Source organism: Nostoc sp. ChiVER01 (assembly GCF_034531155.1).
Lineage (GTDB): Bacteria > Cyanobacteriota > Cyanobacteriia > Cyanobacteriales > Nostocaceae > Nostoc.
Genome location: NZ_JAVRBS010000002.1, coordinates 358,516 through 383,424, shown reverse-complemented (window position 1 = coordinate 383,424; position 24,909 = coordinate 358,516). Strand labels below are relative to the sequence as shown.

Annotated in this window: 20 protein-coding genes; 19 read left to right on the top strand and 1 reads right to left on the bottom strand. The window is 40.3% G+C overall.

All coding sequences use genetic code 11. The features are described from left to right. Positions 1-378: 378 nt before the first annotated feature. The 16 genes from hpsA to RMY00_RS04050 all read left to right on the top strand — a co-directional run bounded on the left by hpsA (position 379) and on the right by RMY00_RS04050 (position 21,384). Positions 379-4,971, top strand: a complete 4,593-nt coding sequence (hpsA, locus tag RMY00_RS04125) for a hormogonium polysaccharide biosynthesis protein HpsA (protein ID WP_322646329.1) — start codon at positions 379-381, stop codon at positions 4,969-4,971. A gap of 104 nt (positions 4,972-5,075) precedes the next feature. Next, entirely contained in the window at positions 5,076-5,792 is a 717-nt protein-coding gene (gene hpsB / locus RMY00_RS04120; protein ID WP_322646328.1) for a hormogonium polysaccharide secretion pseudopilin HpsB, read from the top strand. A 67-nt stretch (positions 5,793-5,859) separates the two neighbouring features. Beyond that, positions 5,860-6,840 (top strand): hormogonium polysaccharide secretion pseudopilin HpsC, encoded by a 981-nt coding sequence (hpsC, locus tag RMY00_RS04115; protein WP_322646327.1) that lies wholly within the window; start codon positions 5,860-5,862, stop codon positions 6,838-6,840. Positions 6,841-6,875: 35 nt separating this feature from the next. After that, positions 6,876-7,589 carry a type II secretion system protein gene (locus RMY00_RS04110; protein WP_322646326.1) on the top strand — a complete coding sequence of 238 codons (714 nt, stop codon included), beginning with the start codon at positions 6,876-6,878 and terminating at the stop codon, positions 7,587-7,589. Positions 7,590-7,775: 186 nt separating this feature from the next. Then, a complete protein-coding gene (gene hpsE, locus RMY00_RS04105; protein WP_322646325.1) occupies positions 7,776-8,735 on the top strand; it encodes a hormogonium polysaccharide biosynthesis glycosyltransferase HpsE in 960 nt (319 codons plus the stop codon). Between the two features lie 17 nt (positions 8,736-8,752). Continuing rightward, the gene (hpsE, locus tag RMY00_RS04100; RefSeq protein ID WP_322646324.1) at positions 8,753-9,754 is read left to right on the top strand and encodes a hormogonium polysaccharide biosynthesis glycosyltransferase HpsE; all 1,002 of its coding nucleotides are present in this window, start codon (positions 8,753-8,755) and stop codon (positions 9,752-9,754) included. Beyond that, a complete protein-coding gene (locus RMY00_RS04095; protein WP_322646323.1) occupies positions 9,747-10,829 on the top strand; it encodes a glycosyltransferase in 1,083 nt (360 codons plus the stop codon). The genes hpsE (RMY00_RS04100) and RMY00_RS04095 overlap by 8 nt, the downstream gene beginning before the upstream one ends. After that, positions 10,795-11,361 (top strand): prepilin-type N-terminal cleavage/methylation domain-containing protein, encoded by a 567-nt coding sequence (locus tag RMY00_RS04090; RefSeq protein ID WP_322646322.1) that lies wholly within the window; start codon positions 10,795-10,797, stop codon positions 11,359-11,361. Before RMY00_RS04095 ends, RMY00_RS04090 begins: the two co-directional genes overlap by 35 nt. 31 nt (positions 11,362-11,392) lie before the next feature. Further along, a complete protein-coding gene (locus RMY00_RS04085; protein WP_322646321.1) occupies positions 11,393-12,040 on the top strand; it encodes a TIGR04282 family arsenosugar biosynthesis glycosyltransferase in 648 nt (215 codons plus the stop codon). A gap of 571 nt (positions 12,041-12,611) precedes the next feature. Further along, positions 12,612-13,454 (top strand): HpsJ family protein, encoded by an 843-nt coding sequence (locus RMY00_RS04080; RefSeq protein ID WP_322646320.1) that lies wholly within the window; start codon positions 12,612-12,614, stop codon positions 13,452-13,454. A gap of 114 nt (positions 13,455-13,568) precedes the next feature. Continuing rightward, complete coding sequence (locus tag RMY00_RS04075; protein ID WP_322646319.1) at positions 13,569-14,477, top strand: glycosyltransferase family 2 protein; 909 nt, start codon at positions 13,569-13,571, stop codon at positions 14,475-14,477. Between the two features lie 495 nt (positions 14,478-14,972). Further along, positions 14,973-15,737, top strand: coding sequence for a DUF502 domain-containing protein (locus RMY00_RS04070; RefSeq protein WP_322646318.1), 765 nt, complete (start codon positions 14,973-14,975; stop codon positions 15,735-15,737). A gap of 195 nt (positions 15,738-15,932) precedes the next feature. Further along, positions 15,933-16,574, top strand: coding sequence for a transcription antitermination factor NusB (gene nusB / locus RMY00_RS04065; protein WP_322646317.1), 642 nt, complete (start codon positions 15,933-15,935; stop codon positions 16,572-16,574). A 178-nt stretch (positions 16,575-16,752) separates the two neighbouring features. Continuing rightward, entirely contained in the window at positions 16,753-18,417 is a 1,665-nt protein-coding gene (gene ftsY / locus RMY00_RS04060) for a signal recognition particle-docking protein FtsY (protein ID WP_322646316.1), read from the top strand. 1,048 nt (positions 18,418-19,465) lie between these two features. Then, on the top strand, positions 19,466-20,857 hold the full coding sequence (locus tag RMY00_RS04055; protein WP_322646315.1) for a PP2C family protein-serine/threonine phosphatase: 1,392 nt from the start codon (positions 19,466-19,468) through the stop codon (positions 20,855-20,857). Positions 20,858-21,204: 347 nt separating this feature from the next. Then, on the top strand, positions 21,205-21,384 hold the full coding sequence (locus RMY00_RS04050) for a hypothetical protein (protein WP_322646314.1): 180 nt from the start codon (positions 21,205-21,207) through the stop codon (positions 21,382-21,384). Between the two features lie 8 nt (positions 21,385-21,392). Here the strand turns inward: RMY00_RS04050 and RMY00_RS04045 are convergent, their stop codons facing one another. Continuing rightward, complete coding sequence (locus RMY00_RS04045; protein WP_322646313.1) at positions 21,393-22,193, bottom strand: PhzF family phenazine biosynthesis protein; 801 nt, start codon at positions 22,191-22,193, stop codon at positions 21,393-21,395. Between the two features lie 178 nt (positions 22,194-22,371). On the opposite strand from RMY00_RS04045, the gene RMY00_RS04040 reads away from it, so the two are divergent. From RMY00_RS04040 to RMY00_RS04030, 3 genes are read left to right on the top strand one after another with little or no spacing between them, the layout of a single operon-like run. Next, positions 22,372-22,605 (top strand): hypothetical protein, encoded by a 234-nt coding sequence (locus RMY00_RS04040; RefSeq protein WP_322646312.1) that lies wholly within the window; start codon positions 22,372-22,374, stop codon positions 22,603-22,605. A gap of 47 nt (positions 22,606-22,652) precedes the next feature. After that, entirely contained in the window at positions 22,653-24,035 is a 1,383-nt protein-coding gene (locus RMY00_RS04035; RefSeq protein WP_322646311.1) for an aminopeptidase P family protein, read from the top strand. A 36-nt stretch (positions 24,036-24,071) separates the two neighbouring features. Next, complete coding sequence (locus RMY00_RS04030; RefSeq protein WP_322646310.1) at positions 24,072-24,557, top strand: hypothetical protein; 486 nt, start codon at positions 24,072-24,074, stop codon at positions 24,555-24,557. Positions 24,558-24,909: the final 352 nt, after the last annotated feature.

Sequence of the window (24,909 nt, the reverse complement as noted above, 5' to 3'; positions counted from 1 at the left end):
CAACATCTTCATAAAGCTAGCTTTGGATGAAATAGATTTCTACAAAGTTAGTTTAAATCATAATATTACTCTATTAAAGAGAGCTGAAGTAGTCTAGTAATGCAGGTCTTTCTGTTACATAAGTATTTTATATAAAGATAAATTAAAAGATTTTTAAAAATTCAGTATTTTTCGGTATTAACCAACAAATGAACCCATGATATAAATTTAATAAATCACATCTGTTAATTTACTACTGCATTTTTAACAATGTTTGAAAAGGCTAATTTTCATAAAAATCAAAAGTCTCACATTTAATTAAAATCTACAAAATAGGCTGATTCACCTATAAAATCAATATCTTCAAATCTGTAAAAAACATTTGACAGGGAAGCTTATATGTCTATAAGACGCAAACTTATCAAGGTAGGAATACTTTGTTTTAAAAAACTTATTAGCCAGTTTTTATCTACAATAAAAAAGCAAATAGTTTGGTTACTAAGAACCCTTTTTACCACAAATAGAAGACGTGGAGCGGGAAATGCTGGGTTTGTATTGCCAACGGTAGCGATGGTATCTTTAGTTGTTGTCCTATTAACAACTGCAATTTTATTTCGCTCTTTTGAGCGTTCCAAAAATGCTAGTAATGTTCGAGTAAATGAGGCTGCACTCAATGCTGCAACTCCGGCAATTGATCGAGCTAGAGCTAAAATAAATAAGCTATTTCAAGATGGACGTTTGCCACGAGCTACACCAACAGATAACGCCCTATACGATACTCTGGTAACCAATCTCAACGAATATACCTTTGGCGATGAAACTCAACTGAAGCTAACTAAAAATTCACAATATACAGGTGAACGAACCGAACTTAAAACTGCATGGTCGTACCCTGTCGATACCGACAATAATGGCAAGTTTGATAGCTATACTCTTTATGGAATTTACTTTACAAATCCTCCGACAAGTAGTGGTGCATATACTCATGCGAGAAATTCTCTAGAGGCAAGAACTCTACCAATGACTGCTGGTAATGTCAGTGGAGATTGTGGAGATACACTAGGCACAAGCGCTAGCTTAGTAGGTAATACTGGCTGGTTTAAGGTGGGTAATAAGTTGAAAAAAGCCTTTTTTGTCTATACAGCAACTGTTCCTATTACTACTACACCAGCTTCTAATACTAAGTACGAACTTTACAAAGGTAACAAAAGCTTTTCTGCTTTAGAGTATCAACAAGAGCGTGTCCAAATTCCTGTAGTTAATAATGCTGTTCTTTATGAAGATGATATAGATATTAGCCCAGGCCCCATCTTCAGATTAAATGGACGAATTTTTACCAATAGTAATTTGCTCACTGGTTCAGACGGAAATAATGTCAGGCTATATCAAGTTAGCAGTAAGGACTCGTGCTTCTATGATGATGACAATGCCAAAATAGTAATTGGTGGAAATTTGGGTGCTGGTGGCTCCACAGATACAAGTGACTCATCCAAGATCACCCAAGTGGATTTATTTAGAAAAGGAGAAGCTACTGATCCTGTTGTAGTCGATTTTGCAAAATCAACTACTCCAGTATCAAACGAAGCGAATTTGATGGCTTATAACAGTCTTGCCTACACACAGCGCATCACTCGCCTAGTTAGCGCCCAAATAGCTACCACAGATCCTGATCCTACAGAAGTTACCAAAGGTATTCAACAACAAAAGGATAAGCTTGGTTTAGCAAGTTATACCACAGCAGAAAACGACGCACTACGCAAACAACAACTACAGATATACTTTAAAAAGCGCACCCGTCGCGTACCTTACAAAGAAGTTGCTGCTGGAAGCAGTGAATTAGTTGCATTAGGCACATACGCCATAACTACTCCGCTTCAAGGCAGTGGCGATACCCTACGCCCTGTAAATGCTTGGATGTATCCTACCGATCCGACCGATGGTAAAACGGGTACTGGTTACACTAGTTTGACACTAAGTATAAGCAGTGGCAAACTGACCCCTGCTGCAACAGAACCTACTAAACTACAAAAAGACTATAACGGAACAGAACGATCCTTAGGTGACAGAGTTGTAATTGGTAACAATCTACCTCAAATGTGGTGGGACAGCAATCAAAGCCTATTTGTCGGCCCAAATCCCCAAGATACCCAAAATATTAGTGATATTAACTGGGATCTACCAACCACACCTTCCATACCTCGCACTCGCCGCTCTCGCGTACAAATACTAGCTGATTTAGGCTCTACAGACCGAGATAAAGATTGGGAACTAGCAGCAGCTCAAGTGCCGACTAGCATACAAGACCCTGTTGGTGGTTTACGAGTGGTAACTGGTGCTGGGATTTATTTGCCTAATGGTTACACAGCTGCAAGTACTACTTTCACTTCAGTTGCCAAAGAAATTTGGTCTGATCTGATGCCAGTGCCTCAGTCTCCAGCACCCACACAAAAGATTATTAAGCCATATTGGATGTATGATTACTCTGCTGTAGGCGCAACTAATTACTCTTCAATACAGTATAAATGGCCCGAAATTGCCGATCCAACTAAGACACCATATCTGCGGATGCGAGCTACGGCTGTTTATCACTACAAAGCTAGTAGTTACAACCAGCAAAGTCCACAGCCGATAGCTTGTGTAAGCAGCTTTTACGTCCCTACTAATAGCACTACTGCTAAAAATCAAACAGGACTTCCAGCTTGGGCTTCAGATGCTAATAGTTCAAATACTAATGGTCTATCTAACAACGGCATAGTTTATGGGCCTCCAACGAAGGCAGTCAGTGATTATCAGGCCTTACTGACTTATCAATCTCAATTAAAATATCCAAAAGGAGATTTAAAACTTCCAATAACTGATACAGCTAATGCAAATTATTTAGCTGGACGTTCTATAGATGATGGACTGCTGGCACAAGCTTTAGCAAAAACAGCAGCAAATCGTACTCTTTCGGAACAATCTACAATTCATGCTGCAATTTGCGCCCTACAAATTTTAGACGGCAGTATTTCTCCAGTAACTACTACACCTCCTATTCCTCACGGTGCAATTCGAGAAACTGCCTTTTTAGATGCAAGACAGGTTAAGGCAAATCAAACAACCACTATAAGTACTGATTACGATCTTCCAATAAAAGACAGACAACCTCTAGAAATTCGCGCCACAGTATTAGACATCAACTCGCTTCGCACTACTACGTATGGTGCAGCAACTCCAGCGCAAGAATACTTACTGCCAAATAGCGGCATTATCTATGCTACACGCGATGATGGACTGCTAGATTTGAGTTCAACAAAGACAGATTCAGAGGCGCGAAAACTTGAAAGCCCAGTGGATTATACGCTTGACCCAACGCGCCGTCCTAATGCCATTATGCTCATTAACGGTTCAAAAATCGGTCGCGGCACAAGTAATGACTATCGAGACGTAGAGAAAGGGTTGATTTTAGCTACCAATTTGCCTGTTTATGTTAAGGGGAACTTTAATCTTCACACCCAAGAAGAGTTCACAACGGCATTGGCAGATGATTGGAGCAATTTCTATACTCGTGCCAAAGCACAGCGCAATCCGAATTTCGCTTGTCGTCCAAATGATACAAGGCTACCAAACTGTACAACTGGGGATGAATGGCGTCCTGCATCTATGTTGGCAGATGCTGTTACTTTACTTTCTAATAACTTTAGATTGGGCTACCGCGATGAGGGAGATTATGACTGGAGTAATAGCTATAATGCTCCATTCCCAATACCATCTGGTTTCTCACAATACAATAGCTTTGTCCCCGTAGCTCAATGGCGTGACACCACTACGAAAATACCCAAAGACCTTGTTTTAGATGTTGCTAGTGACTCAACTACAACAGGGTTCCAAGGTACTTCCTACCTCAACAACTTTGTGACACCAATTGCGCTACAAATACCACCAGGAACGTATTTGACCGAAGTTTGTACTGCAACAGATCCAGCAGCCTGTAGTGATCCTACACAATGGATTGTTACAACATCGTGTGGAAACGGAGGTGGAAATAATACATGGGACGGTAACATTATTGGTAAAAATGGAAACCCTGACAATAGTCGATTAAAAACAGGATACATTTTTAACGATCCAAAGGATGGCGATCTGCCATGCTTTAGTGGAAATCCTCCTCGGAGAATTGCTTTTGTACGTGATACCATTACTCATCAATTAGTTACTCCTCTTAAAATCTTAGGGGTTGATACATCTCGTAATGTACAAGAATTTCCTCTAGGGTCAACAAATTCCAGTGCGGGGACAACACTATTATCGCCCTCATTGCTCTCGCCGCCACAAAAAGATGTGTTCATGCCCTGGCTGAAGCCAGTTATAGTTGGTAGTGTTGTTACTGGCTTTCAACCAGTTCTACAAATTAACCAACCCTTTGCTACCCCTCAAGACCCAGATAACAATAATAAGATTGTCTCTGGAACCCACAATAATTGGTTGCAAACAGCTACTGAAACTACCTTTAATTTAATTGCTGTGGCTGGAGATACCCCAGCGCGTCCTACAGAAGATAACGGTGGTTTACACAACTTTGTGCGCTTTTTAGAGAACTGGAACCCAACTGGTACACAAACAACCGATGCTATTAAAGCTAGGATTAGTGGCACTTTCGTCCAAACTAAACGAAGTGCTTATGCGACTGCATCATTCAGCACATCCATATCAACTCAATCTGATGATTTTAAATATAAGATTCAAGGTAATGACAGCAGAACTCCTTTCTATCTGGCTCCTACACGGCAATGGGGTTATGATGTAGCACTGCTATCTCAGTCGCCTGACTTATTAGCCCAAAAACTGGCAACCATACCAGATGATTTGCCAGATGAGTACTTCCGGGAAGTTGGTCGAGATGATGCATGGGTGCAAAGTTTGTTGTGTGCGAAAAAACCCGATACTAGTACTCCTCCTGTATATACTCCTGCAATAGATTCCGATCAACGTCCTAGTAACTGCCCATCTTAAAGTTTCATACTACTCTCCTAAACTGTAACTTTCACTTTAGGGGAGTAAGATTTTTCAATTACGTTTTTGAATGCAAATTGGTATCAGAAGCTGGTGATAAGTTAATGATTAAGCACAAATTACAGCAACAAATCATCCCTGCTGATGAGTCTGGTTTTACGATTATTGAGTCATTGGTAGCAATAGTTGTGGTTGCTATTTTATTAGCAGCGATCGCACCTGTGATCGTCATCTCAACAGCAACCCGCGTCCAGTCTCGGCGTGTGGAACTTGCAACTCAAGCAACAAAAGCATTCATTGATGGCATCAGAACTGGAGCTATTACTACAGTGCCAAGTACAGTAGTTACACTTGCAACTCCAACTGCGGCTGCACCCAGAAGAGTTTCAGATGTAGCAGGTACACCATCTATAACAGGTAGACCACAAGATTATTTAATTAACAATATTACAGATATGCCTGCTCCCACATCGGCAACTGGTCTATATTGTTTCAATAAGAATGGGACTATTAGTAATCCAGATTGTTCAAGTAATACAAACAATCTGTTTTACATTCAAGCTGGTCGAATTGTCCAAAGTACTGGGATAAACGATGGCTATCGTCTGGGAATTCGGATTTATCGGGTAGATGTTGACTTTAGCCAAACTCTTAAAGCCAGCACAGATACTACTAAGAATAGACAAAAAACTTTCACCGGTGGATTAGGCGATCGCCAAGCACCATTAATCGAAATGACAACTGATATTGGCAATAGTAACACGACTTTTCAGGCTTTGTGCCGACGACTGGGTACTGCAACAAATCAAACTTGCCAGTAAAAAACTAGGCAGTTTCACATTATTGCGATGCTCACTGTGCATTTATCACTAAAAAAAATACCACAATATGGTGAGTACACTAAAATTTTTACTCAAAAGCCAGCTAAAACGCTCTAGGCTAGTTCAGCAAGTTAACGGTTTTACCATGATTGAATTGTTGATTGCCATGATCATGGCATTCCTAATCATTACTCCGTTGCTAGGATTCATGGTTAACATTATGGACACCGACCGGAAGGAGCAAGCAAAGGCAAATTCTGAGCAAGAAATTCAAACTGCGCTAGATTATATTGCCCGTGATTTACAACAGGCAATTTATCTTTATGATGCTGACGGAATTGAAGCTATCAAAAATCAATTACCTAATTCGAGCGCAACAGATAGAGTCCCTGTTCTTGTCTTTTGGAAGCGAGAATTAGTTAACCAAGCGCTTACAATTACAGGAACCGAAAAAGATGATACGTTTGTATACTCATTGGTTGCTTACTATTTAATTAAAGACGCTACTTCTAGTTCTACTTGGTCTAATGCTGCTCGTATTGCGAGATGGCAAATTAAAGATGGTGTACCAGCTAGTACTGGTGTTGATTGTACTGGCTATACTGGCAAATATATTAGTGGTAATTGTCCCAGTCCAGGTTTTACTCTATTTAAACTTGATGGAGTAGGCACTCTCAAAGACAAGATGAATGCTTGGGTAAAAGCCACACCAGATTATACTGCCGATACTACAGTGCTTGTTGACTTTATTGATCAAACCAAAACTGATGATACAACACCAGCACCTGCGGCAACATGTCCTACTGATAACAACACATGGCAGAAAGTATCACCAGATACTGCTAGCTTTAATACACGTAATACAGGCAAAATGACTGGTTTCTATGCGTGTATCGATAGAGTTAACACAACAGCCCAGGTCTTTTTACGAGGCAATGCACTTGCACGTTTACAAAGCAATAACTTTAATTACATAGATACCAACAAAACTTATTTTCCAAGTGCAAGTATACGGGTGCAAGGACGCGGATACTTATTTACTAAATAAGTGCTGAAAATTTAAGGAATTAATGGCAGCAAATTATGGAAAAGTTAAGTTTGAAGTTATTTAATCTAAACAGTAGAAATGAAACCAGTAAACAGCGATTTTTAATTAATAGACTACGCTATGCTTCTAGAAACACCCAACAAGATGCTGGCTTTACCTTGCTGGAATTAATCGTGGTGATGGTAATAATAGGAATTTTATCTGCGATCGCAGCTCCTAGTTGGGTTGCCTTTGTAAATCGACAGAAGGTAAATAAGGCTAACAATGCCGTTTTAGCTGCACTTCAAGAAGCACAGCGCGAAGCTAAAAACAAAAAACTTAGCTACAGTGTAAGTTTTCAGAAAAATACTACAACCCAAAATATAGAGGTTGCTGTTTATAGTACAAGTGCTGGAAGCCCTACATGGAAACCTTTAGGGGCGGATGTAGGCGTTAGCTCTGATAAATTACTGCTAGGTGCAAATCTCAGTGGCGAAAACGCTGCCAATTCTACTACTAATTCTCCTGTATCCTACCCTCCTTCAAGTACACCAACAAAAATTACCTTTGACTATATGGGGGCTTTACCAACTTTACCAACTCCCAACTTTGGAACAGTAGCAGCAGGTACAGAGCCACCTGGGTTAAAAATAGTGGTAGCTGTACCAAGTTCTGCAAACTCTACATCGCCTAGTAGCGTAAAGCGATGCGTTATTGTAAAAACTCTCTTAGGCTCAATGCTCACAGCAAAAGATAATCAATGCAACTAAATAATTTATGTAGTAATTTTTTTTAAAAATACGTGATAATACTGTATATAAAACGGCACATTGATTGCAAAATTAAAACATCAGGTGCAGTTTTAATGTTTGATAGATTTATTTAAGAGTCGCTGATAAATTAGCTATTGGCTGAACACATAAAAAGCGTCCTAATCAAAATATTCCTTTTGTCAAATGACTGAAAACCTTGACTTTACTGTAGCTATCCCAACTTACAACGGTGAAAGTCGTTTGCCTGAACTACTAGAACGGCTAAAAAACCAACTTCACACCGAAAATTTATCTTGGGAAATTATAGTTGTAGACAACAACAGCACTGATAACACAGCTAAAGTTGTTCAAGCCTATCAACAAAATTGGCAGTGTCCTTATCCTTTGCAGTATTGCTTTGAAGCACTACAAGGAGCAGCTTATGCTCGAAAAAGGGCAGTTACAGAAGCTAAAGGTAAATTCATAGGTTTTCTAGATGATGACAATTACCCAGTATCAAATTGGGTATCCGCAGCTTATGCTTTTGGTGAAAAATATCCGAAGGCGGGAGCTTATGGGAGCCAGATTCATCCTGATTGGGAAATAGAACCACCAGAAAACTTTCAGCGCATTGCTCCATTCTTGGCAATTACAGAACGAGGTAATTTACCGCTATTATATGAAGCAAGTAAAAAATTATTACCCCCATCTGCCGGACTTGTTGTCCGTAAACAAGCTTGGGTTAAAAGTGTACCAGATAAGTCTATTTTAACTGGCAGAGTTAAAGGCAATATGCTTACCAGTGAAGACTTAGAAATGTTGTCTTATATCCAAAAAACAGGATGGGAGATTTGGTATAACCCGGAAATGGAAGTTTTTCATAAAATACCAAGCTTCCGGTTGCAAAAAGACTATTTAATTCCATTTTTTCGAGGTATTGGACTTAGCCGATATGTAACTAGAATGGTAAATATAAAACATGTATATAGACCAGTTGCTCTTTTAGTTTATATGATAAATGACTTGCGTAAAATCATTTTACATTTACTCAAATATCGATTTAAGCTAAAGCAAGATTTGGTAGTTGCTTGCGAAATGGAACTTTTTTTAAGTAGTTTTATTAGCCCTTTTTATCTTTGGAAAAATGGATATTTTAAAGAGTAAATTAAGTATTAAATATTATGAATGAATTAACAGTTGAAAGTTTAGACATTAGTGTAGCTATTCCTGCATATAATGGAGCAACTCGCTTACCTAAAATTTTAGATAAACTATTAAGCCAGACAGGAGTAGAACAACTTAACTGGGAAATTATTGTTGTAGATAACAATAGTTCTGATAACACATCTGAAATCATCCAGAATTACCAAAAAATATTTAATGGAAGCTGTAATTTAAGATATTTTTTAGAAACCGAACAGGGAGCGGCTTTTGCACGACTACGAGCAGTACGTGAAGCCAGAGGGAAGCTAATCGCATTTCTAGATGATGATAACTTACCTGCACCTGATTGGTTATCAGAAGCATATAGCTTTGGATTGGAACATCCTCAAGCAGGTGCTTGGAGTGGACAAATTCATGGTGATTTTGAAGTCAAGCCGCCAGAAAATTTTGAAAGAATTCGAGCTTTTTTAGCTATTAGAGAACATGGCTCAAATGCACATTTATTTGATGCAGACAATTTAAGGCTTCCTCCTGGTGCAGCGCTTGTTGTTAGAAAAAAAGTATGGCTTGAAAATGTACCACAACGACCTAATTTAAGTGGTAAGTTACCTGGTATTTTAGTCCAGGGTGATGACTATGAACCATTACTTTATATCCATTATGGAGGCTGGCAAATTTGGTATAACCCTACCATGCATACTTATCATCAAATACCACATTGGCGACTTGAAAGAGATTACCTTTTAAGTTTGGCACGCGGCTGTGGATTGTGTATTTTCCAGCTACGCTTAATAAATACTAAAAAGTGGCAAAAACCGATAGTCTTTGTTAAAACTGTTTTAGGGAATTTACGCCGAGTATTACAACATCTAATTCAGTATAAAGGGCAATTTAAAAATAATCTAATTCCAAGTTTTGAAATGGAATTTTATTTGTCTAGTATGATGAGTCCTTTTTATTACTTTAAATGTAATTTAGGCAGAGTATTAAAAAATAAATATCTTTATAAAAATGATTAAATCTACTAGCAGAAAATTGCCAAAAGTTTCTGTAATTATCCCTGCTTACAATTCTGAAAAGACTATTAAGTATACAATTCAATCAGTTTTAAATCAAACTTTTTCTGATCTAGAATTAATTATAATTAATGATGGTTCGCAAGACTCAACAATAGAAGTTATTGCAGAAATTGAAGATTCACGAATAAAAGTATTTTCTTACCCCAATGCTGGTGGAAACGTCAGCCGTAACCGAGGGCTAAACCTTGCAGTTGGGGAATTTGTTAGTTTTTTAGATGCAGATGATCTTTGGACACCTGATAAACTTTATTCTCAGGTAAAGGCTCTAGAAGAACACATTACCGCGAAAGTTGCTTACAGTTGGACTGATTATATTGATGAAAATGGTGAATTTATACTTTCAGGTAAGCGTGTTAATTTAAATGGAAATGTTTATGAAAGTTTATTATTAAATAACTTTCTAGAGAATGGTTCTAATCCTTTAATTTGTAGAAAATCTTTAATTCAATTAGGTAGCTTTGACGAATCTCTAAGCGCGGCTCAGGATTGGGATATGTGGCTCCGATTAGCTTCTCAGTTTGATTTTGTATGTGTGCCATCTGTACAAATCTTATATCGCATAAGTGCTAATTCAGTTTCTTCTAATCTTGTCAGACAGGAAAAAGCCTGCCTACAAGTGCTTGAAAGAGCGTACAAGGAAAGCTCCTATCTACGAAAAGCTTCTGCGGGTTCGACACTAAAGCATAATTGGAATACAAGCCTAGCAAATTTATACAAATACTTAACTTGTAAAGCGCTACAAAAGCCCTTTAACAAAAAAAAAGGTCTAGCAGCTGCTATGTTTTTGTGGAAGTATTTTCTTCATGACTCGTCAAGACTTCAGAATATAAATTTTACCTTAAAACTATTACTGAAAATATTCATAATCCTTATAATACCTAGCTTACTAAACAATATTACTAACCAGCGCGAAGTAAGAAGGCAAGAAGCTGAAACATTGCTCAAGGTCTGGGTAGTTGAAAAACGAGCAGAAGACAAAAATGGATATGCGGGTGCAGTTACTGTTTCTAGTTAATTCTAAAAAGTTCTTGAATAAGGACTCTAGTAGTGGTTTTACACTATTAGAAACTTTAGTAGTTGTTTTATTAATTGGTATATTAGCCACTATGGCAATACCCAACTGGCTAGGTTTTGTGCAGACTCGGTACCTCAATACTGCTCAAAGCGAGGTTTATTATGCTATGCGCCAAGCCCAAAGCCAAGCTAGTAAAGAAAAATTGACTTGGAAAGCCAGCTTTCGTGAACAAAACGGCATTATTCAATGGGCAATTCATCCTGCTACAGTAAACCCATCTAACGCTAACTGGAATAATCTAAATTCCAATGTGCGCTTAGATGCGGAAACAACTTTACAAGAGTCAAATGGTATTAGACAAATCCAATTTGATTACAGAGGTAATGTCAGTCAACCACCACTAGGACGGATAACACTATCAAGCAAGTATGGTGGTAAAGTTAAGCGTTGTGTTGTTGTTTCTACGATTTTAGGAGCAATGCGAATGGAAAAAGAACATACCACAGCCGAAAACGATAAGTATTGCTATTAAGATATTTTTAGTTTATTAAATAAGGTATTGTGTGCTGAACTTACCAGCAATCTCAAAACAGCACCTGATTATTTTCACTCGCTATCCAGAACCAGGGAAGACTAAAACCAGACTGATACCTGCTTTAGGAACTGTTGGTGCTGCCAATCTTCAACGGGAAATGACTGAACATACAATATTTCAGGTTCAAGAATTGCAAAAAGCCATTGCCATATCTGTAGAAGTGAGATTTGCAGGTGGGGATTCGCAACTTATGCAAGATTGGCTGGGGTTGGATTTGATTTACCAGTCTCAAGGTGAAGGGGATTTAGGTTCGCGGATGGCGCGATCGCTTTTCGAGGCTTTTGAATCTAATGCCACAAAAATAATTATCATCGGTACAGATTGCCCTGGAGTCAATGCTCAGATTTTAGAGACAGCCTTTGAGAAGTTACACACCTTTGACTTAGTACTTGGCCCTGCGATCGATGGTGGATATTACTTAATTGGGTTGCGCCAACCGACCCCGGAGTTATTCGTTAACATCGAGTGGGGAACTGCTCAAGTATTCCAGAAAACCGTGGAAATTGCTCAGAAACTTAATTTATCATACGTGAACTTGCCGCCTTTAGCTGATGTTGACCGACCGGAGGATCTGCCAATTTGGGAACAAGCCCTTGCAAGGGAGATGGAAAAATAAGGGAAATATTGCGATTTTTATATTGATGCAAAACTCACTAGGGGCGCACATTTGTCATTGGTATCAACTGAAGCTAGAAATAGCTTAACTGCTGGCTTCCTCACCCGCCTGGGAATAAATTCCAAGGCTAATAGCTAAAGTCTACTCAAGTAGACTAAAGATTTTTGGGTATATTTTAGTTATTAAGAGATGACTTTTGCTATTAGCAAAGAAGGTCGGTTCTATGCAGAATGTAATTTTTACGTTAAGTTGACAAAAATGCACATGTATATGTCCCTACAAAATACTTATATTATGACCGATTGAGAACTGTAATAAGGGAAATTGGGTAATTAATGAGTCTTTTCTTACAGCCCCGCATCATGTTCGTATCTTAAAACACTAAGATTTTCCTGAAGACACTGGACATAACAAATGTTACTCTGGCCTAGTTGAAAACCAAGAGGCAGATAGCCTTTACCAAATATTGAATCTGCTTTGTGTTTCTATACAATAGTCACGGTCATAGGCACAATATTCAAGTAGCTTGAAATATGAAAATCACTCGTATTCACCGCCAGTTCAAAAAACTATGGTTAACCGTTTTACTTCCGTGAGTACTGCCCTCACACTTAAGGTAGTTGGAATAATTTGCATTTTGTCTTTTTTTGTTGACTTTTTGATTCTGTTGTTACCCTTTCAACCGACTGATCGAGTATGGCAAATTAACTTGGCAACAGCGTTAGTTGATCGGGGAATTGTGCCTCTAGTTGGTTTGGGGCTGCTGTTTGCTGCCTATTGGATTGATAGTGCTGATGCAGCAAGCGATCGCCCTCAAGGTATCGATTTAAGATTTCCTGCTGTGATCCTTTCAAGTATTTTAGGGTTAATGTTCTTGCTGATTTTTCCCCTGCACCTCAATAACGTCAATCAAGCTAAAGCTCAAACACTTAACCGTATCGCCCAAGAAGGAGATCAGGCAGAAACTCAACTGAACAATCGGTTCTCGCAATTGCAAGCACAACTGAATACTGAGCAAGGAAAAGCTCAACTAGATCAACTGCGAACCCAAACCAAAGCTCAGTTTAGTGAAATCCTCAAAGATGACCAAAAATATAAGCAAGCGCTTGAAAGCCCTCAAATTCCTGCAAATATTAAAGAGTTACTAACGAAGGCTAAAACAAATCCCCAAATACTTGATAAAGCTATTGAACAACAAACAGATATTCAGACGTTGCGAACTCAACAATTAAGCCAAGTTCGCCAGCGCAGAGACGAAGCAGAGAAACAAGCTAAAGATACTGCTTGGAAGTCTGGACTACGGATTGGAATTAGCAGTTTGCTGTTGTCCATTGGTTACATTATCATCGGCTGGACAGGCTTAAAAGGTAGCGGTGCTTTACAAGGTGGTAAACCTAGAGCAGCTGCACGCTAATCTATTATCGGTATGGCAGTAGGACGTTTAACGGCTGATACTGCCATACGCCTAATATCTAATAACAATAAAAAGACAATTATCACTCAGTAAAATCGCTATAAAACTTGGGTAATGTTCTCAATTTACATACTGACATATAACGAAGAGTTAGATATTGCTGCTTGTATCGAATCGGCGATGCTATCGGATGACATTATTGTTGTGGATTCATGCAGTAGCGATCGCACTGTAGAAATCGCTAGTCGCTATCCCATCCGCGTCATTCAACACGCTTTTGAAAGCCACGGCCGCCAACGCACCTGGATGTTAGAGTCTATCCCTCCGAAGCACGAATGGGTTTACATTCTTGAAGCTGACGAGCGCATGACACCAGAACTATTCGCTGAATGCGAAAAGGCAAGTAAGAGTCTTGACTATATCGGTTACTACGTGGCTGAACGTGTCATGTTCATGAATCGTTGGATTCGCTACAGCACACAGTATCCCCGTTACCAAATGCGCCTCTTTTGCCACGGTAGGGTCTGGTTTACAGATTATGGTCATACTGAACGGGAAGTTTGTGAGGGTGCAACTAGCTTTTTAAAAGAGACATACCCACATTACACTTGTAGTAAAGGCTTGAGTCGCTGGATTGACAAGCATAACCGTTATTCTACAGACGAAGCTCAAGAAACGCTATATCAACTAGAACAGGGAAAGGTCAACTGGCAAGATTTATTCTTTGGCAAATCGGAAGTCGAAAAACGCCGCGCCTTGAAAGATTTATCTTTGCGTTTACCCGCTAGACCGTTGCTACGCTTTGTATATATGTATTTTATCTTAGGCGGCTGTTTAGATGGACGCGCCGGATTTGCTTGGTGTACATTGCAGGCATTCTACGAATATCTGATTTTGCTCAAAGTCTGGGAAATGAAGTATTTACCAAAACCTAATTTAGACTCAACAGCAATTCAGGTACAGGAGAATACACAACAGTTACAGTGCGTAGATTCTGAAACGACACAGGCTGATGTAGCGTAAAATTTGAAGCAGCGATCGCCAACGACGGACGGGTACGCGATCGCAATATTCAAAATTTCAAAAGCAGGTTAGCACAGCTGTGCTACCTACACCGTGTTATATCTAAATAAAAACTTCCATAATAAATTAATATTACCAATACATTTTCATAAAAGCGCTCTCCTGCTCAACTGACCAGATCAAATAATTCCTTTGTTTACCCGCTTGTACTTTCACAATCATGAGCAGCTTTTGATTGAGCGCGGTAGATTAGTAATACCTAAGGACTTGCAACAATCGTTTACAAGTCTTACAAAGAAAAGTAACATCCTTTTAAAATAACCAGTCGGCATCAGATTGGTTAATGTCTATGTGTATGCTTGTAGGAAAATAGCTGATTTCCAGCAACAAGTACATGTTTTTGCGTCAGCAGCCAAGCTGCTAGCGTTTTGGACAGTTACTTGCGGTAGAAAGTGCCTAAAGTTAAAGTCTTCGGAATTTGACAAATCTGCTGGTATGAATACCAATAACAAAAGTTCCTCTAGCTTAAAACAGGAGAATCGGGGCTTGGTAATCGATCGCCTAAAACAGGACTTAAAAAACGACCTGATCGCTGGTTTGTTGGTAGTAATTCCCCTAGCAACTACTATCTGGCTAACTATTACCATTGCTACTTGGGTAATTAACTTCCTCACCCAAATTCCCAAACAACTGAATCCTTTTGATGGATTAAACCCCATTTTAGTAAATTTACTGAATTTATTAGTAGGGTTGGCTGTACCACTACTAAGTATTCTATTAATGGGCTTAATGGCTCGCAATATTGCTGGCAGGTGGTTGTTAGATTTTGGCGAACGATTATTACAGGCAATTCCTTTAGCAGGACAGGTATACAAAACACTTAAGCAGCTTTTAGAAACAATATTAAAAGATTCTAATGGCAAGTTTCGCCGGGTAATTTTGGTAGAGTATCCCCGCCGAGGAATTTGGGCGATCGCCTTTGTGACTGGTGTAATCAGCAGTGATATCCAAGCCCAGATGCCTCGCCCTGTGCTAAGTGTTTTTATACCTACCACCCCCAATCCAACTACCGGATGGTACGCAGTAGTTCCTGAAGATGAGGTGGTAAACCTCTCCATGTCCATTGAAGACGCTTTTAAAATAGTTGTATCAGGTGGCATTGTCGCCCCCAATACGCCCTTGGTTTTCCCCAAAGAGTCCACGCTGGAAGTGAAACACGACGAAATCAAACAGCAGGTTATTCCCGTTGAAGAAAGTTAAATTGGGGATTAGGGACTGGGGAAGATGAGTATGTGGATTCATACCCTAAGCAAATCTTAAAATAATTTCTTTCCTAGTACCCAGTATTCAGTACCTTCTTAGCGTAATTTTGTTGTTTAACTGTACCAAAGTTGATATAATTGTGAGTTTGCCTCGTCTAGTTAATCAGTTCTTACTTAATCACCCCTCAGTTTTATGCAACCTCGTAAACCCCAGCAAATTGCTCGTGAATTGGCGCTTTTAAGCCTTAGCCAATTGCCAGTCAACCCAAAGAAATTAGAGAAATTAGAAGACGATCAACTAGTATCCAAGTTGGTGCTAGGAGCAGTACGTACTTTGACCTCAGAAGTGCAAGATACCCTTGATAATGCCGCAGGTGAACTGCAACGCAGTAATGATCGCCTTTTAAGTAGCCAAACTCGGGCCTCCGACCTCAATAGTGCTAGAACAATGCTTCAAGAAGCGATCGCCTGCACCCAGACAGCAATCAATCAGTTGGGTACGGCAGTTGATTTCCCAGTATTGATTCAGTTAGCTAATCAGGATAAGGGAGTCCGTAATTACGCTAAAGAGCTTGTAATTACCGTCAACGAAAATCGACAAATTATAGATGAACTCCTTTCTACTGCCTTAGTAGATTGGCAAGTAACTCGCCTCGCCCAAATTGACCGCGATATCTTGCAAATCGCTGTGGCTGAAATGAAATTCTTAGGAGTTCCAGACAGTATCGCCATCAACGAAGCTGTGGAGCTAGCCAAACGTTACAGTGGAGACGATGGTCATCGGTTTATTAACGGTGTTTTGCGCCGAGTCATTGAGCAGAAAAAGACAGCATAGCCTTTTTTATTCGCCAAAGTGAGGGAGCAGGGGAAGAAATCAATTAAAAATTAAAAATTAAAAATTAAAGAACTTTTGCGTCCTGCCTCCTGTTTCCCAATGCCCGATGCCCAATGCTCCAAGTTAAATTAAACTCATAACTTATAACTATTAAACTCATATAACCAATACTGCTGCAATGGTTTTTAATTGGTTCCGTCGTAAATATAACGATTCCTCTGACACTCCCTCTGATAAAAAACAGGAAGAAACTCCTCCTGCACAAGAACCTCAGCCAGAGCCAGCCGAAACATTAACACCAACTGCTGAAACTGCTCCAGACACAACAACAGACTTGTTAGCGTTTGCTAAAGCTGCTTACAAAAATATTCAGCAAAAACAACAAGTTGAGGTAGTAGAAACCCCGGCTGATTCAATAGAAGCCTCATCAGCATCAGCACAACCTGAAACCGCAGAAACGGCAATTGCGGAAATTACCGAACCAGAAGCAATTGAGGAACCTGTTAGTACAGCTGTAGAAACAGCACAGCCAGAAGTTAGCCAAGCTGCTACTGAAGAAGAAATTACAGAAAATTCCTCAGTAGCAGCAATTGACAAAGAGCCAGATGTCTCCAGCCCAGAACTGACGGCAAATGAGGCTGAACCAACGCCCACCGAACCAGTATCTACACAAGAGGCAACACAGCCAACGACACTATCTTTCTTAGAACGGGCGGCGGCAGAACGGCAAGCCAAGCTAGAACAACTAATGGCCACCGCTATCGAAGTTCCAGAACCAGAGTTAGTACAGCCAGTAGCTGCAACTTCAGAGACAGGAAAGGAAATTCCTGGGCTGGTATTTGATGATGGGTTTGTCTGGTCGGCAAAAGTTTTGGCAGCTCAAGGTAGAAGTCCAGAAGACGTTTCTATTGAAGAAATTACCTGGCTGAAAAAGCTCCGGCAAGGGTTAGATAAAACTCGTCGTAGCATTCTTAACCAACTCAAGGCGATCGTTGGTCAAGGGCCACTTAACCAAGCTGCTGTAACAGAAATTGAGGCATTGCTCCTGCAAGCTGATGTGGGTGTAGAAGCGACAGACTTTATTATCAATGCCCTACAGACAAAACTTCGAGAAGAAGTTACCGCACCTGAAGAAGCGATCGCTTACCTGAAAAAAATTCTCCGGGATATGCTGGATGCGCCAAGCATTGCATCCCACAAAACTATCTTTACTCCAGAAAAAGAAACCTTGAATATTTGGTTAATCACTGGGGTAAATGGTGCCGGTAAAACTACTACCATCGGTAAAATTGCCCATCTGGGACAAAAATCTGGTTATAAATGCTTAATTGGGGCAGCAGACACCTTCCGCGCCGCAGCCGTGGAACAGGTGAAGGTTTGGGGTAGTAGAAGCGGTGTAGAAGTAATTTCCAATCCGGGAAAGAATACAGATCCGGCAGCAGTTGTGTTTGATGCGATCGCAGCCGCCCAAGCACGTCAAACCGAATTACTTCTAGTTGATACAGCTGGGCGACTGCAAAACAAGAAAAATTTAATGGACGAACTTAGCAAAATTCGGCGAATTATCGACAAAAAAGCTCCAAATGCCAAAGTAGAATCTCTTTTAGTTCTAGATGCCACTTTAGGGCAAAATGGACTGCGGCAAGCTGAAGTTTTCTCCCAAGCTGCCCAATTAAGTGGCGTTGTCTTAACTAAGCTTGATGGCACTGCCAAAGGCGGCGTTGCCCTTGCTGTTGTGCAACAGCTAGGTTTGCCCATTCGCTTTATTGGTGCTGGCGAAGGAATTGAAGACTTGCGCCCCTTTTCTAGCTATGAGTTTGTCGAAGCTCTCTTGAGCGGCTAACTGAAAAATTAGGAGTTAAATATTTTTCTTGACAACTGATAAATTTAGGGATTACTGATCTGGTATTATCACTTGAACTCATTAGAAACAGATCAATTCTTGTAAATCATAAGTTTGTCGCAATAAATGGATAACTTTTGCTAAAATCTCAAGCTAGTGCCTTTTTTCACTCTCTGAATGGGCATTTAGACGCAACACACAAAACCTCGGAAGCTCCCATCTTGCAGCAATTTAAAGGGCAAGCAAGACGCTCACCCCTGCAAATACAACATTGCAAGATGGACAGCAGTCTGAGTAGTGAGCAGTGCGTTGGGGAGCCAGTCCAGATCAGTTCAGCACTGTAGAAGGGTTTGCCTTTCTAGGTAACTGGTATTGGCTATGGCGACTTGCATTCTTAGTATCGAAGGAACTGCCTTAACAAATTGGCAGAACTGCATACTACACGTAACTTACTTAAGAGTGGAGTAAGAGCGTCATCTGTTTGCCCAGCGCCAGTCAACATCAGGAAAACTACGGCTTCCGGCTATCAGAACTTCGCAAAACCGTCTACTATGGACTCAAAAAGCGAATTGCTGTAAGTAAGCTGATTCAACACTTCCAGGTGTATTCTCATCTCTTACTTGCGAAAGTATCTACAAATATTTTCTCTAGTAATCCGAGTTTTCACTCAAAAAAATTCTCCTTTCCTAGTTGCCTCTGCCCAAACAATTACTCTGAAAGCGTTATGAATTATTCTTTGAATAAAGTATTTTTATGACTTTAGAGATATGCTTTGGTAATTAAGTTATGAAAAAATGAAAAGCTTTCTTAACTCTCAATGAAACTAGTAATTTTTACGGATTGGTTTTTGGCTAAAAATACATGATTTGAAATCACAAATATTCCATCAGAAATACAATAAGCAAATAAAATACTGATAAAAGTTGCTTGTTACGTCTTTATACTCTTGCTAAAGTGACAAGTCTTATCTAAATATGGTTTAGCAATGCCAAAGCCAAAAGATTTATAAATAATCTAAAATCTGCCAATATAAAGTGCAATAGTACCTGTGCCTGTGTCTCAACTGCCCTCTCAACCCATTGACAACAATAGTAGTGCCGCGACAGATGTCACACCAGTCGTAGCACTAAAAGAACTCGTGGCAAGGTTGCACCGGGAACAGAACAAAATTCAAGATTTGCTCAGTTCTTTAGGATTTGCCCTAAGAAGTTTCAATAATTTAAATCAGTTTTTGGAACTGATCCCTCTGATGGCAACTAGAGTGACAGATGCAGACGGCAGCGCCCTGTTTCTCTACAAACCTAATGGTCAAGTAAGATTAGAGCAGTTACATTGGCAAGATAGTGGCCAGCGAAAAAATATCCGCAAAGCGCTAGAAATAGCCAGCAGTCAAATCACGCTTCTGCCCAATGCTGCGCCTTTAGCCAATGCCACGGGGATTTTAGATGATCAGATGCATCGCTATCTGGGGCCAGATGTGCAAATCTTTGGTACGGCGATTCTGGTAAAGCATACAGAACGGGGATGGCTCTATGTCTTGAGCCGCGACCCAGAATATAGTTGGACAGAAACCAGGCAAAAGTTAGTTAGGTTAGTAGCAGACCAAACAGCTGTTGCGATCGAAAACGATGAACTAGCTGTAGAACTAAGAAAAAAAGAACGCCTAGACCAAGAATTAGAAATTGGCGCAGAAATTCAACGGCGACTTTTGCCACGTCAATGTCCCACAATTCCTGGTGCAGTCCTGGCGGCACGTTGTAAACCTGCCAATCGCGTCGGCGGGGACTACTATGACTTTATTGCTACCAATCACAATAAAATTCAGCTCAAAACCAAAAGCAGCACAGAAAATAGTCGCTGGGGTTTGGTTATTGGAGATGTCATGGGCAAAGGTGTTCCGGCTGGGCTGATTATGACGATGATGCGGGGAATGTTACGAGGAGAAGTGCTACACGGTAACTCCCCAGCCGGAATTCTACAAAACTTAAATAGAGTTATGTATGCGGATTTGGAAAATTCCCACCGCTTTATAACGCTATTTTATTCAGAATATAATCCCCACAGCCGAATTTTGTCTTATAGCAATGCAGCACACAATCCTCCCTTGTGGTGGCACGCAGCCACGAAAACTGTCAGCCGTTTAGATACTCTAGGAATGTTAATCGGTTTGGATGCTAACAGCCAATATGAAGATGCCCAAGCACAGTTAGAGCCTGGGGATACAATTATTTACTATACAGATGGCTTGACCGATGCTGCTGGTGCTAGTGGCGATCGCTTCGATGAAGATAACTTCGTTGCTGGCTTCAATACGGCTTGTAAGTACTGCAATGGCCCAGAGGAGATTGTTGATTACCTATTTGACCAAGTTGAGCAATTCATTGGTGCTGATAAGCAAAACACTGATGATATGACACTAGTTGTTCTACAAATTTTATAGTTATTAGCCATTTTTGCTCGATCAAGTCATGATTAAAGCGATAGTGACTGGGGATTCACTAGAGTAATTCTACTAAATTTAATTTTTTATTTATTTTTTCTTGGAATTTTCGTCGCGATCGCCTAAATGGTCGCACATCAACCTTTTTTGGTGAATTGTTTGTATTTAGCCTTTAAGATAATACATCAAAAATGATCCTTAGAATACTTTTCTGTTGAAGTAAAAACTATATATTTTGCACATCTAGCACAGTAGGAAACGCCGAGGGAGAGACTAGGTAAAATGTACAAGGTAAAAAGTAAAAGGTAAATTTACTTCTTCATTTTTGCTTTCTTTCTATCCTTGTGATGCAAGCATTTGGCCTGCTCGCTCTTAGCGTTTTAATTTTTCCTTTCTCCGCCGTAGCAAGTTCACAACAGCTACGACGGAGTTTTGCTTTACTAATAAATACGTTTCCAGTGGAGTTTCCTTATTCGATTACCCTAATTCTTGATGCTGAGTTTTTACCAGATGCTATTGATTTGTAATATTAGGTTTATGCGGTAATTAACTCGCCTCGCATAACAGTTACCGCTTGTCCGCTTAAAAAGACGCGATCGCCTCCGTCATAATACACTTTTACCACGCCACCGCGACTTGATGCTTGATAAGCCAATAACTCATCTTTGTGCAAGCGATCGCGCCAGAAGGGAGCGAGACAACAATGAGCCGCCCCAGTTACAGGGTCTTCATCAATCCCTAAACCCGGCGCAAAGAAGCGAGAGACGAAATCATATTCAGAATCAGAGTCGGTAAGGCTGGTGACAATAATCTCAGAATTAGGCAATGTTTTCAGTATTTGGAAATTTGGCTGTATTTGCCGTACCAAATCTTCAGATTCTAATTCTACTAAATAGCCCAAAGAATTCAAGAAAACAGATTTGTATGGGACACCCAAAGCAGCCTTGAGTTCTTGCGGGGCAATTGTTTCTTGTGAATGATTCACAGGAAAATCTAACTCAATCCACTCACCTTGCAACTTCGCAATCAGCACTCCGCTTTTGGTGTAAAAACGCGCAACTTCATTAGGTGATAAATGCTCCTCTGACCAAAGTACATGGGCGCTAGCTAAAGTTGCATGACCACAAAGCGGCACTTCCACTGTGGGCGTAAACCAACGCAGATTGAAGCCATCATCCTGTCTAACTAAAAAAGCCGTCTCAGATAAATTCATCTCCTGCGCCACGTTTTGCATCCAACGTTCATTTTGGCGAGTGGGCAGAACACAGACAGCAGCAGGATTTCCCGCGAAAGGTCTATTGGTAAAAGCATCAACCTGAGTAATGGTTTGTCCCATTAGAGTCACCTTGAAAATTAGACAGCATTATATTTATTAGAAGTGCATTAGATATTTATGCCACTACTTACCATTATGAACTTCACTCATTTGTATGTAGTTTTAGATGCCTCAACCCCTGATAAATTAGGAATACAATCTCCAAAAAATGGGGTCAATGTCAAAGCAGAACGGAAACATGACCATAAAAATTCTCAGAAGCATCTTTGCTGCTGTCAACTTAGCGGTAATATCTGGAGGATTAGTTAGTTGTGTTGTTGAGGTACCGCAGCCATCTGCTCCAACTGAGCAACAAAAACCAGTCGTACAACCTAGCCAGGTAAAGCAGAACGACAAAGATGACGACAAAGATGACGATCGCAAGAATGATAAACACGATGACGATAAAAACGATAAAGATGATAACGACTAAATAAAGGCAAAGTTATAACCTTTATCCTTCTCTTTGAGTTTCTATTTATGCTAATCCAACAAACTTCTACTTTTCTCGTCGATACTTTACGCCACCGACGCCAACAATTAGCCAACCTCATTGATTTTCCAGCAATTCTGTGGTCAGGTAGCAACAGTCCGCGCAACTTTCCTGCAAATCTCTTTCCGTTTCGCGCTAGCAGTCATTTCCTCTATTTTGCTGGAGTGCCATTATCAAATGCAGCAATTCGTTTAGAAGGCGGCAAACTAGAACTATTTATAGACGATCCATCACCTAGCAGCGCTCTTTGGCATGGAGAAATGCCAACGCGTGAAGAAATAGCTCAAAAGATTGGGGCGGATGTGGCTAGACCAATGGCAGAATTAGAGTCTAGGCTAGAAGATGCTGCCACACTTGCTGTACAAGATGCAGCTACTTGGACGCAACAATCGCAGCTATTAAATAGATGGGTTTTACCACAAAGTCCTCCCCAAGGAATTGACTTGGAGTTAGCTAAAGCGATCGTTTCTCTCCGCCTCACTCACGATGAAGCTGCATTAACCCAGTTACGAAAAGCTGCTGCTGTTACTGTTGAGGCACACAAAGCTGGGATGGCAGCAACACCTAAAGCGAAGCTGGAAGCAGAAGTTCGGGCAGCGATGGAAGGGGTAATTATTGCCCATAATATGACAACTTCTTACAACAGTATTGTCACCGTTTACGGTGAAGTTTTGCATAACGAACAGTATTATCATCCCCTACAACCAGGTGACTTACTGCTTGCCGATGTCGGCGCTGAAACTGAAACGGGTTGGGCAGGTGATGTAACTCGCACATGGCCAGTTTCTGGTAAGTTTTCATCTACCCAGAGAGATATTTATAATGTTGTGCTGGCAGCCCATGATGCTTGCATTGCCAAAATCCACCCTGGTGTAGAGTATGGGGACATTCATTTGTTAGCTGCCACAGTTATAGCCGAAGGTTTAGTAGAGTTAGGCATTTTACAAGGAAACCCTGAAGATTTAGTCGAGATGGATGCCCACGCGCTGTTTTTTCCTCATGGTATCGGTCATCTGCTGGGTTTAGATGTTCATGATATGGAAGATTTGGGTGATTTAGCTGGGTATGAAGAGGGACGTTCTCGAAGCGATCGCTTTGGCTTAGGCTACCTCCGTTTAAATCGTCCTTTGCGTCCAGGAATGTTAGTTACAATTGAACCTGGTTTTTATCAAGTACCAGCAATTTTAAATGATACTAATGTTCGCTCAAAATATCAGAATGTAGTGAATTGGCAACGTTTATCTGAATTTGCTGATGTGCGCGGAATCCGCATCGAGGATGATGTTTTAGTTACCGCAGAAGGTAGCGAAGTTTTAACAGCCGCATTACCAAATGATGCCGATACGATAGAAAATTTAGTAGGTTTCTAATCTAATTGATAGTGTAAACACATAGAATGTTATCTTATGATCAAAAAACCCATAGGATTACTACTCAACGGAGTTATTGTCACCTCCGGACTATTGCCACTATTAGCTCAAGCACAGCAGCCGGTTTCTGATACCCAAGTTGCGGCGATGGTAGAGGCGTTGCAACAAGCTGCACCGCAGACAAAAAACCCCAACGATGGATATTACAGCGAATGGCAAGTTAAACCAGAAACCCTCAAAGGCTGGACAAGAACTTGTCTCAAACGAGAACTGACACCGACGCAGTTTGAAAATAACCCTGCGATCGCTCGCCAAGTTGTATCCTGTATCACGCGCCGTGAGTTAACTAATCAGTTTCGCGCCACCAACAATAATGAAATTGCATCTGTGCGTGGTGCAGCTTGTTGGTGGATGACTGGTAGCTATACAGGTTGTAATAAAGGTTTCACTGCTGAGTATGTGCAAAAAGTTGTCCGTTTTTATCAACAACAGCGTTCAAAACCAGGAGCAACTCAATCATAAAATGGCGATTACAACAGTTTTCAAATGAATAAGCTATGTGTAAAGCTCTCTTTTACAGGACTTACGTAAAAAAATCATGATAAAACGAACCGCAAAGGACGCAAAGGAATAAGAGTTTCAGAGAGTTATTGCATAATGTTTCATCTTCAGGGTCTTGTTTATCCTTGAAAAGTGACCACTGATGCCCAAAGTCACACATATATGCTCTATATTCTTTCATATATTTTCGCTCTCCTGCGCTTTCTCAACTATTCCCACTAAAATCCTTACTTCATCTATAGTGCTGGGATTTCTCTCTTTGAAAAAATCAAGATTCATCCCAAAGGACAGTTTGCCACTTCAATAAAGGTAA

Excerpts from the sequence above, each read along its gene's own strand:
- hpsA (WP_322646329.1), top strand. The coding sequence starts at position 379 with ATGTCTATAAGACGCAAACTTATCAAGGTAGGAATACTTTGTTTTAAA.
- hpsB (WP_322646328.1), top strand. The coding sequence starts at position 5,076 with ATGATTAAGCACAAATTACAGCAACAAATCATCCCTGCTGATGAGTCT.
- hpsC (WP_322646327.1), top strand. The coding sequence starts at position 5,860 with ATGGTGAGTACACTAAAATTTTTACTCAAAAGCCAGCTAAAACGCTCT.
- RMY00_RS04110 (WP_322646326.1), top strand. The coding sequence starts at position 6,876 with ATGGAAAAGTTAAGTTTGAAGTTATTTAATCTAAACAGTAGAAATGAA.
- hpsE (WP_322646325.1), top strand. The coding sequence starts at position 7,776 with ATGACTGAAAACCTTGACTTTACTGTAGCTATCCCAACTTACAACGGT.
- hpsE (WP_322646324.1), top strand. The coding sequence starts at position 8,753 with ATGAATGAATTAACAGTTGAAAGTTTAGACATTAGTGTAGCTATTCCT.
- RMY00_RS04095 (WP_322646323.1), top strand. The coding sequence starts at position 9,747 with ATGATTAAATCTACTAGCAGAAAATTGCCAAAAGTTTCTGTAATTATC.
- RMY00_RS04090 (WP_322646322.1), top strand. The coding sequence starts at position 10,795 with ATGGATATGCGGGTGCAGTTACTGTTTCTAGTTAATTCTAAAAAGTTC.
- RMY00_RS04080 (WP_322646320.1), top strand. The coding sequence starts at position 12,612 with ATGGTTAACCGTTTTACTTCCGTGAGTACTGCCCTCACACTTAAGGTA.
- RMY00_RS04075 (WP_322646319.1), top strand. The coding sequence starts at position 13,569 with ATGTTCTCAATTTACATACTGACATATAACGAAGAGTTAGATATTGCT.
- RMY00_RS04070 (WP_322646318.1), top strand. The coding sequence starts at position 14,973 with ATGAATACCAATAACAAAAGTTCCTCTAGCTTAAAACAGGAGAATCGG.
- nusB (WP_322646317.1), top strand. The coding sequence starts at position 15,933 with ATGCAACCTCGTAAACCCCAGCAAATTGCTCGTGAATTGGCGCTTTTA.
- ftsY (WP_322646316.1), top strand. The coding sequence starts at position 16,753 with ATGGTTTTTAATTGGTTCCGTCGTAAATATAACGATTCCTCTGACACT.
- RMY00_RS04050 (WP_322646314.1), top strand. The coding sequence starts at position 21,205 with ATGCAAGCATTTGGCCTGCTCGCTCTTAGCGTTTTAATTTTTCCTTTC.
- RMY00_RS04045 (WP_322646313.1), bottom strand. The coding sequence starts at position 22,193 with ATGGGACAAACCATTACTCAGGTTGATGCTTTTACCAATAGACCTTTC.
- RMY00_RS04040 (WP_322646312.1), top strand. The coding sequence starts at position 22,372 with ATGACCATAAAAATTCTCAGAAGCATCTTTGCTGCTGTCAACTTAGCG.
- RMY00_RS04035 (WP_322646311.1), top strand. The coding sequence starts at position 22,653 with ATGCTAATCCAACAAACTTCTACTTTTCTCGTCGATACTTTACGCCAC.
- RMY00_RS04030 (WP_322646310.1), top strand. The coding sequence starts at position 24,072 with ATGATCAAAAAACCCATAGGATTACTACTCAACGGAGTTATTGTCACC.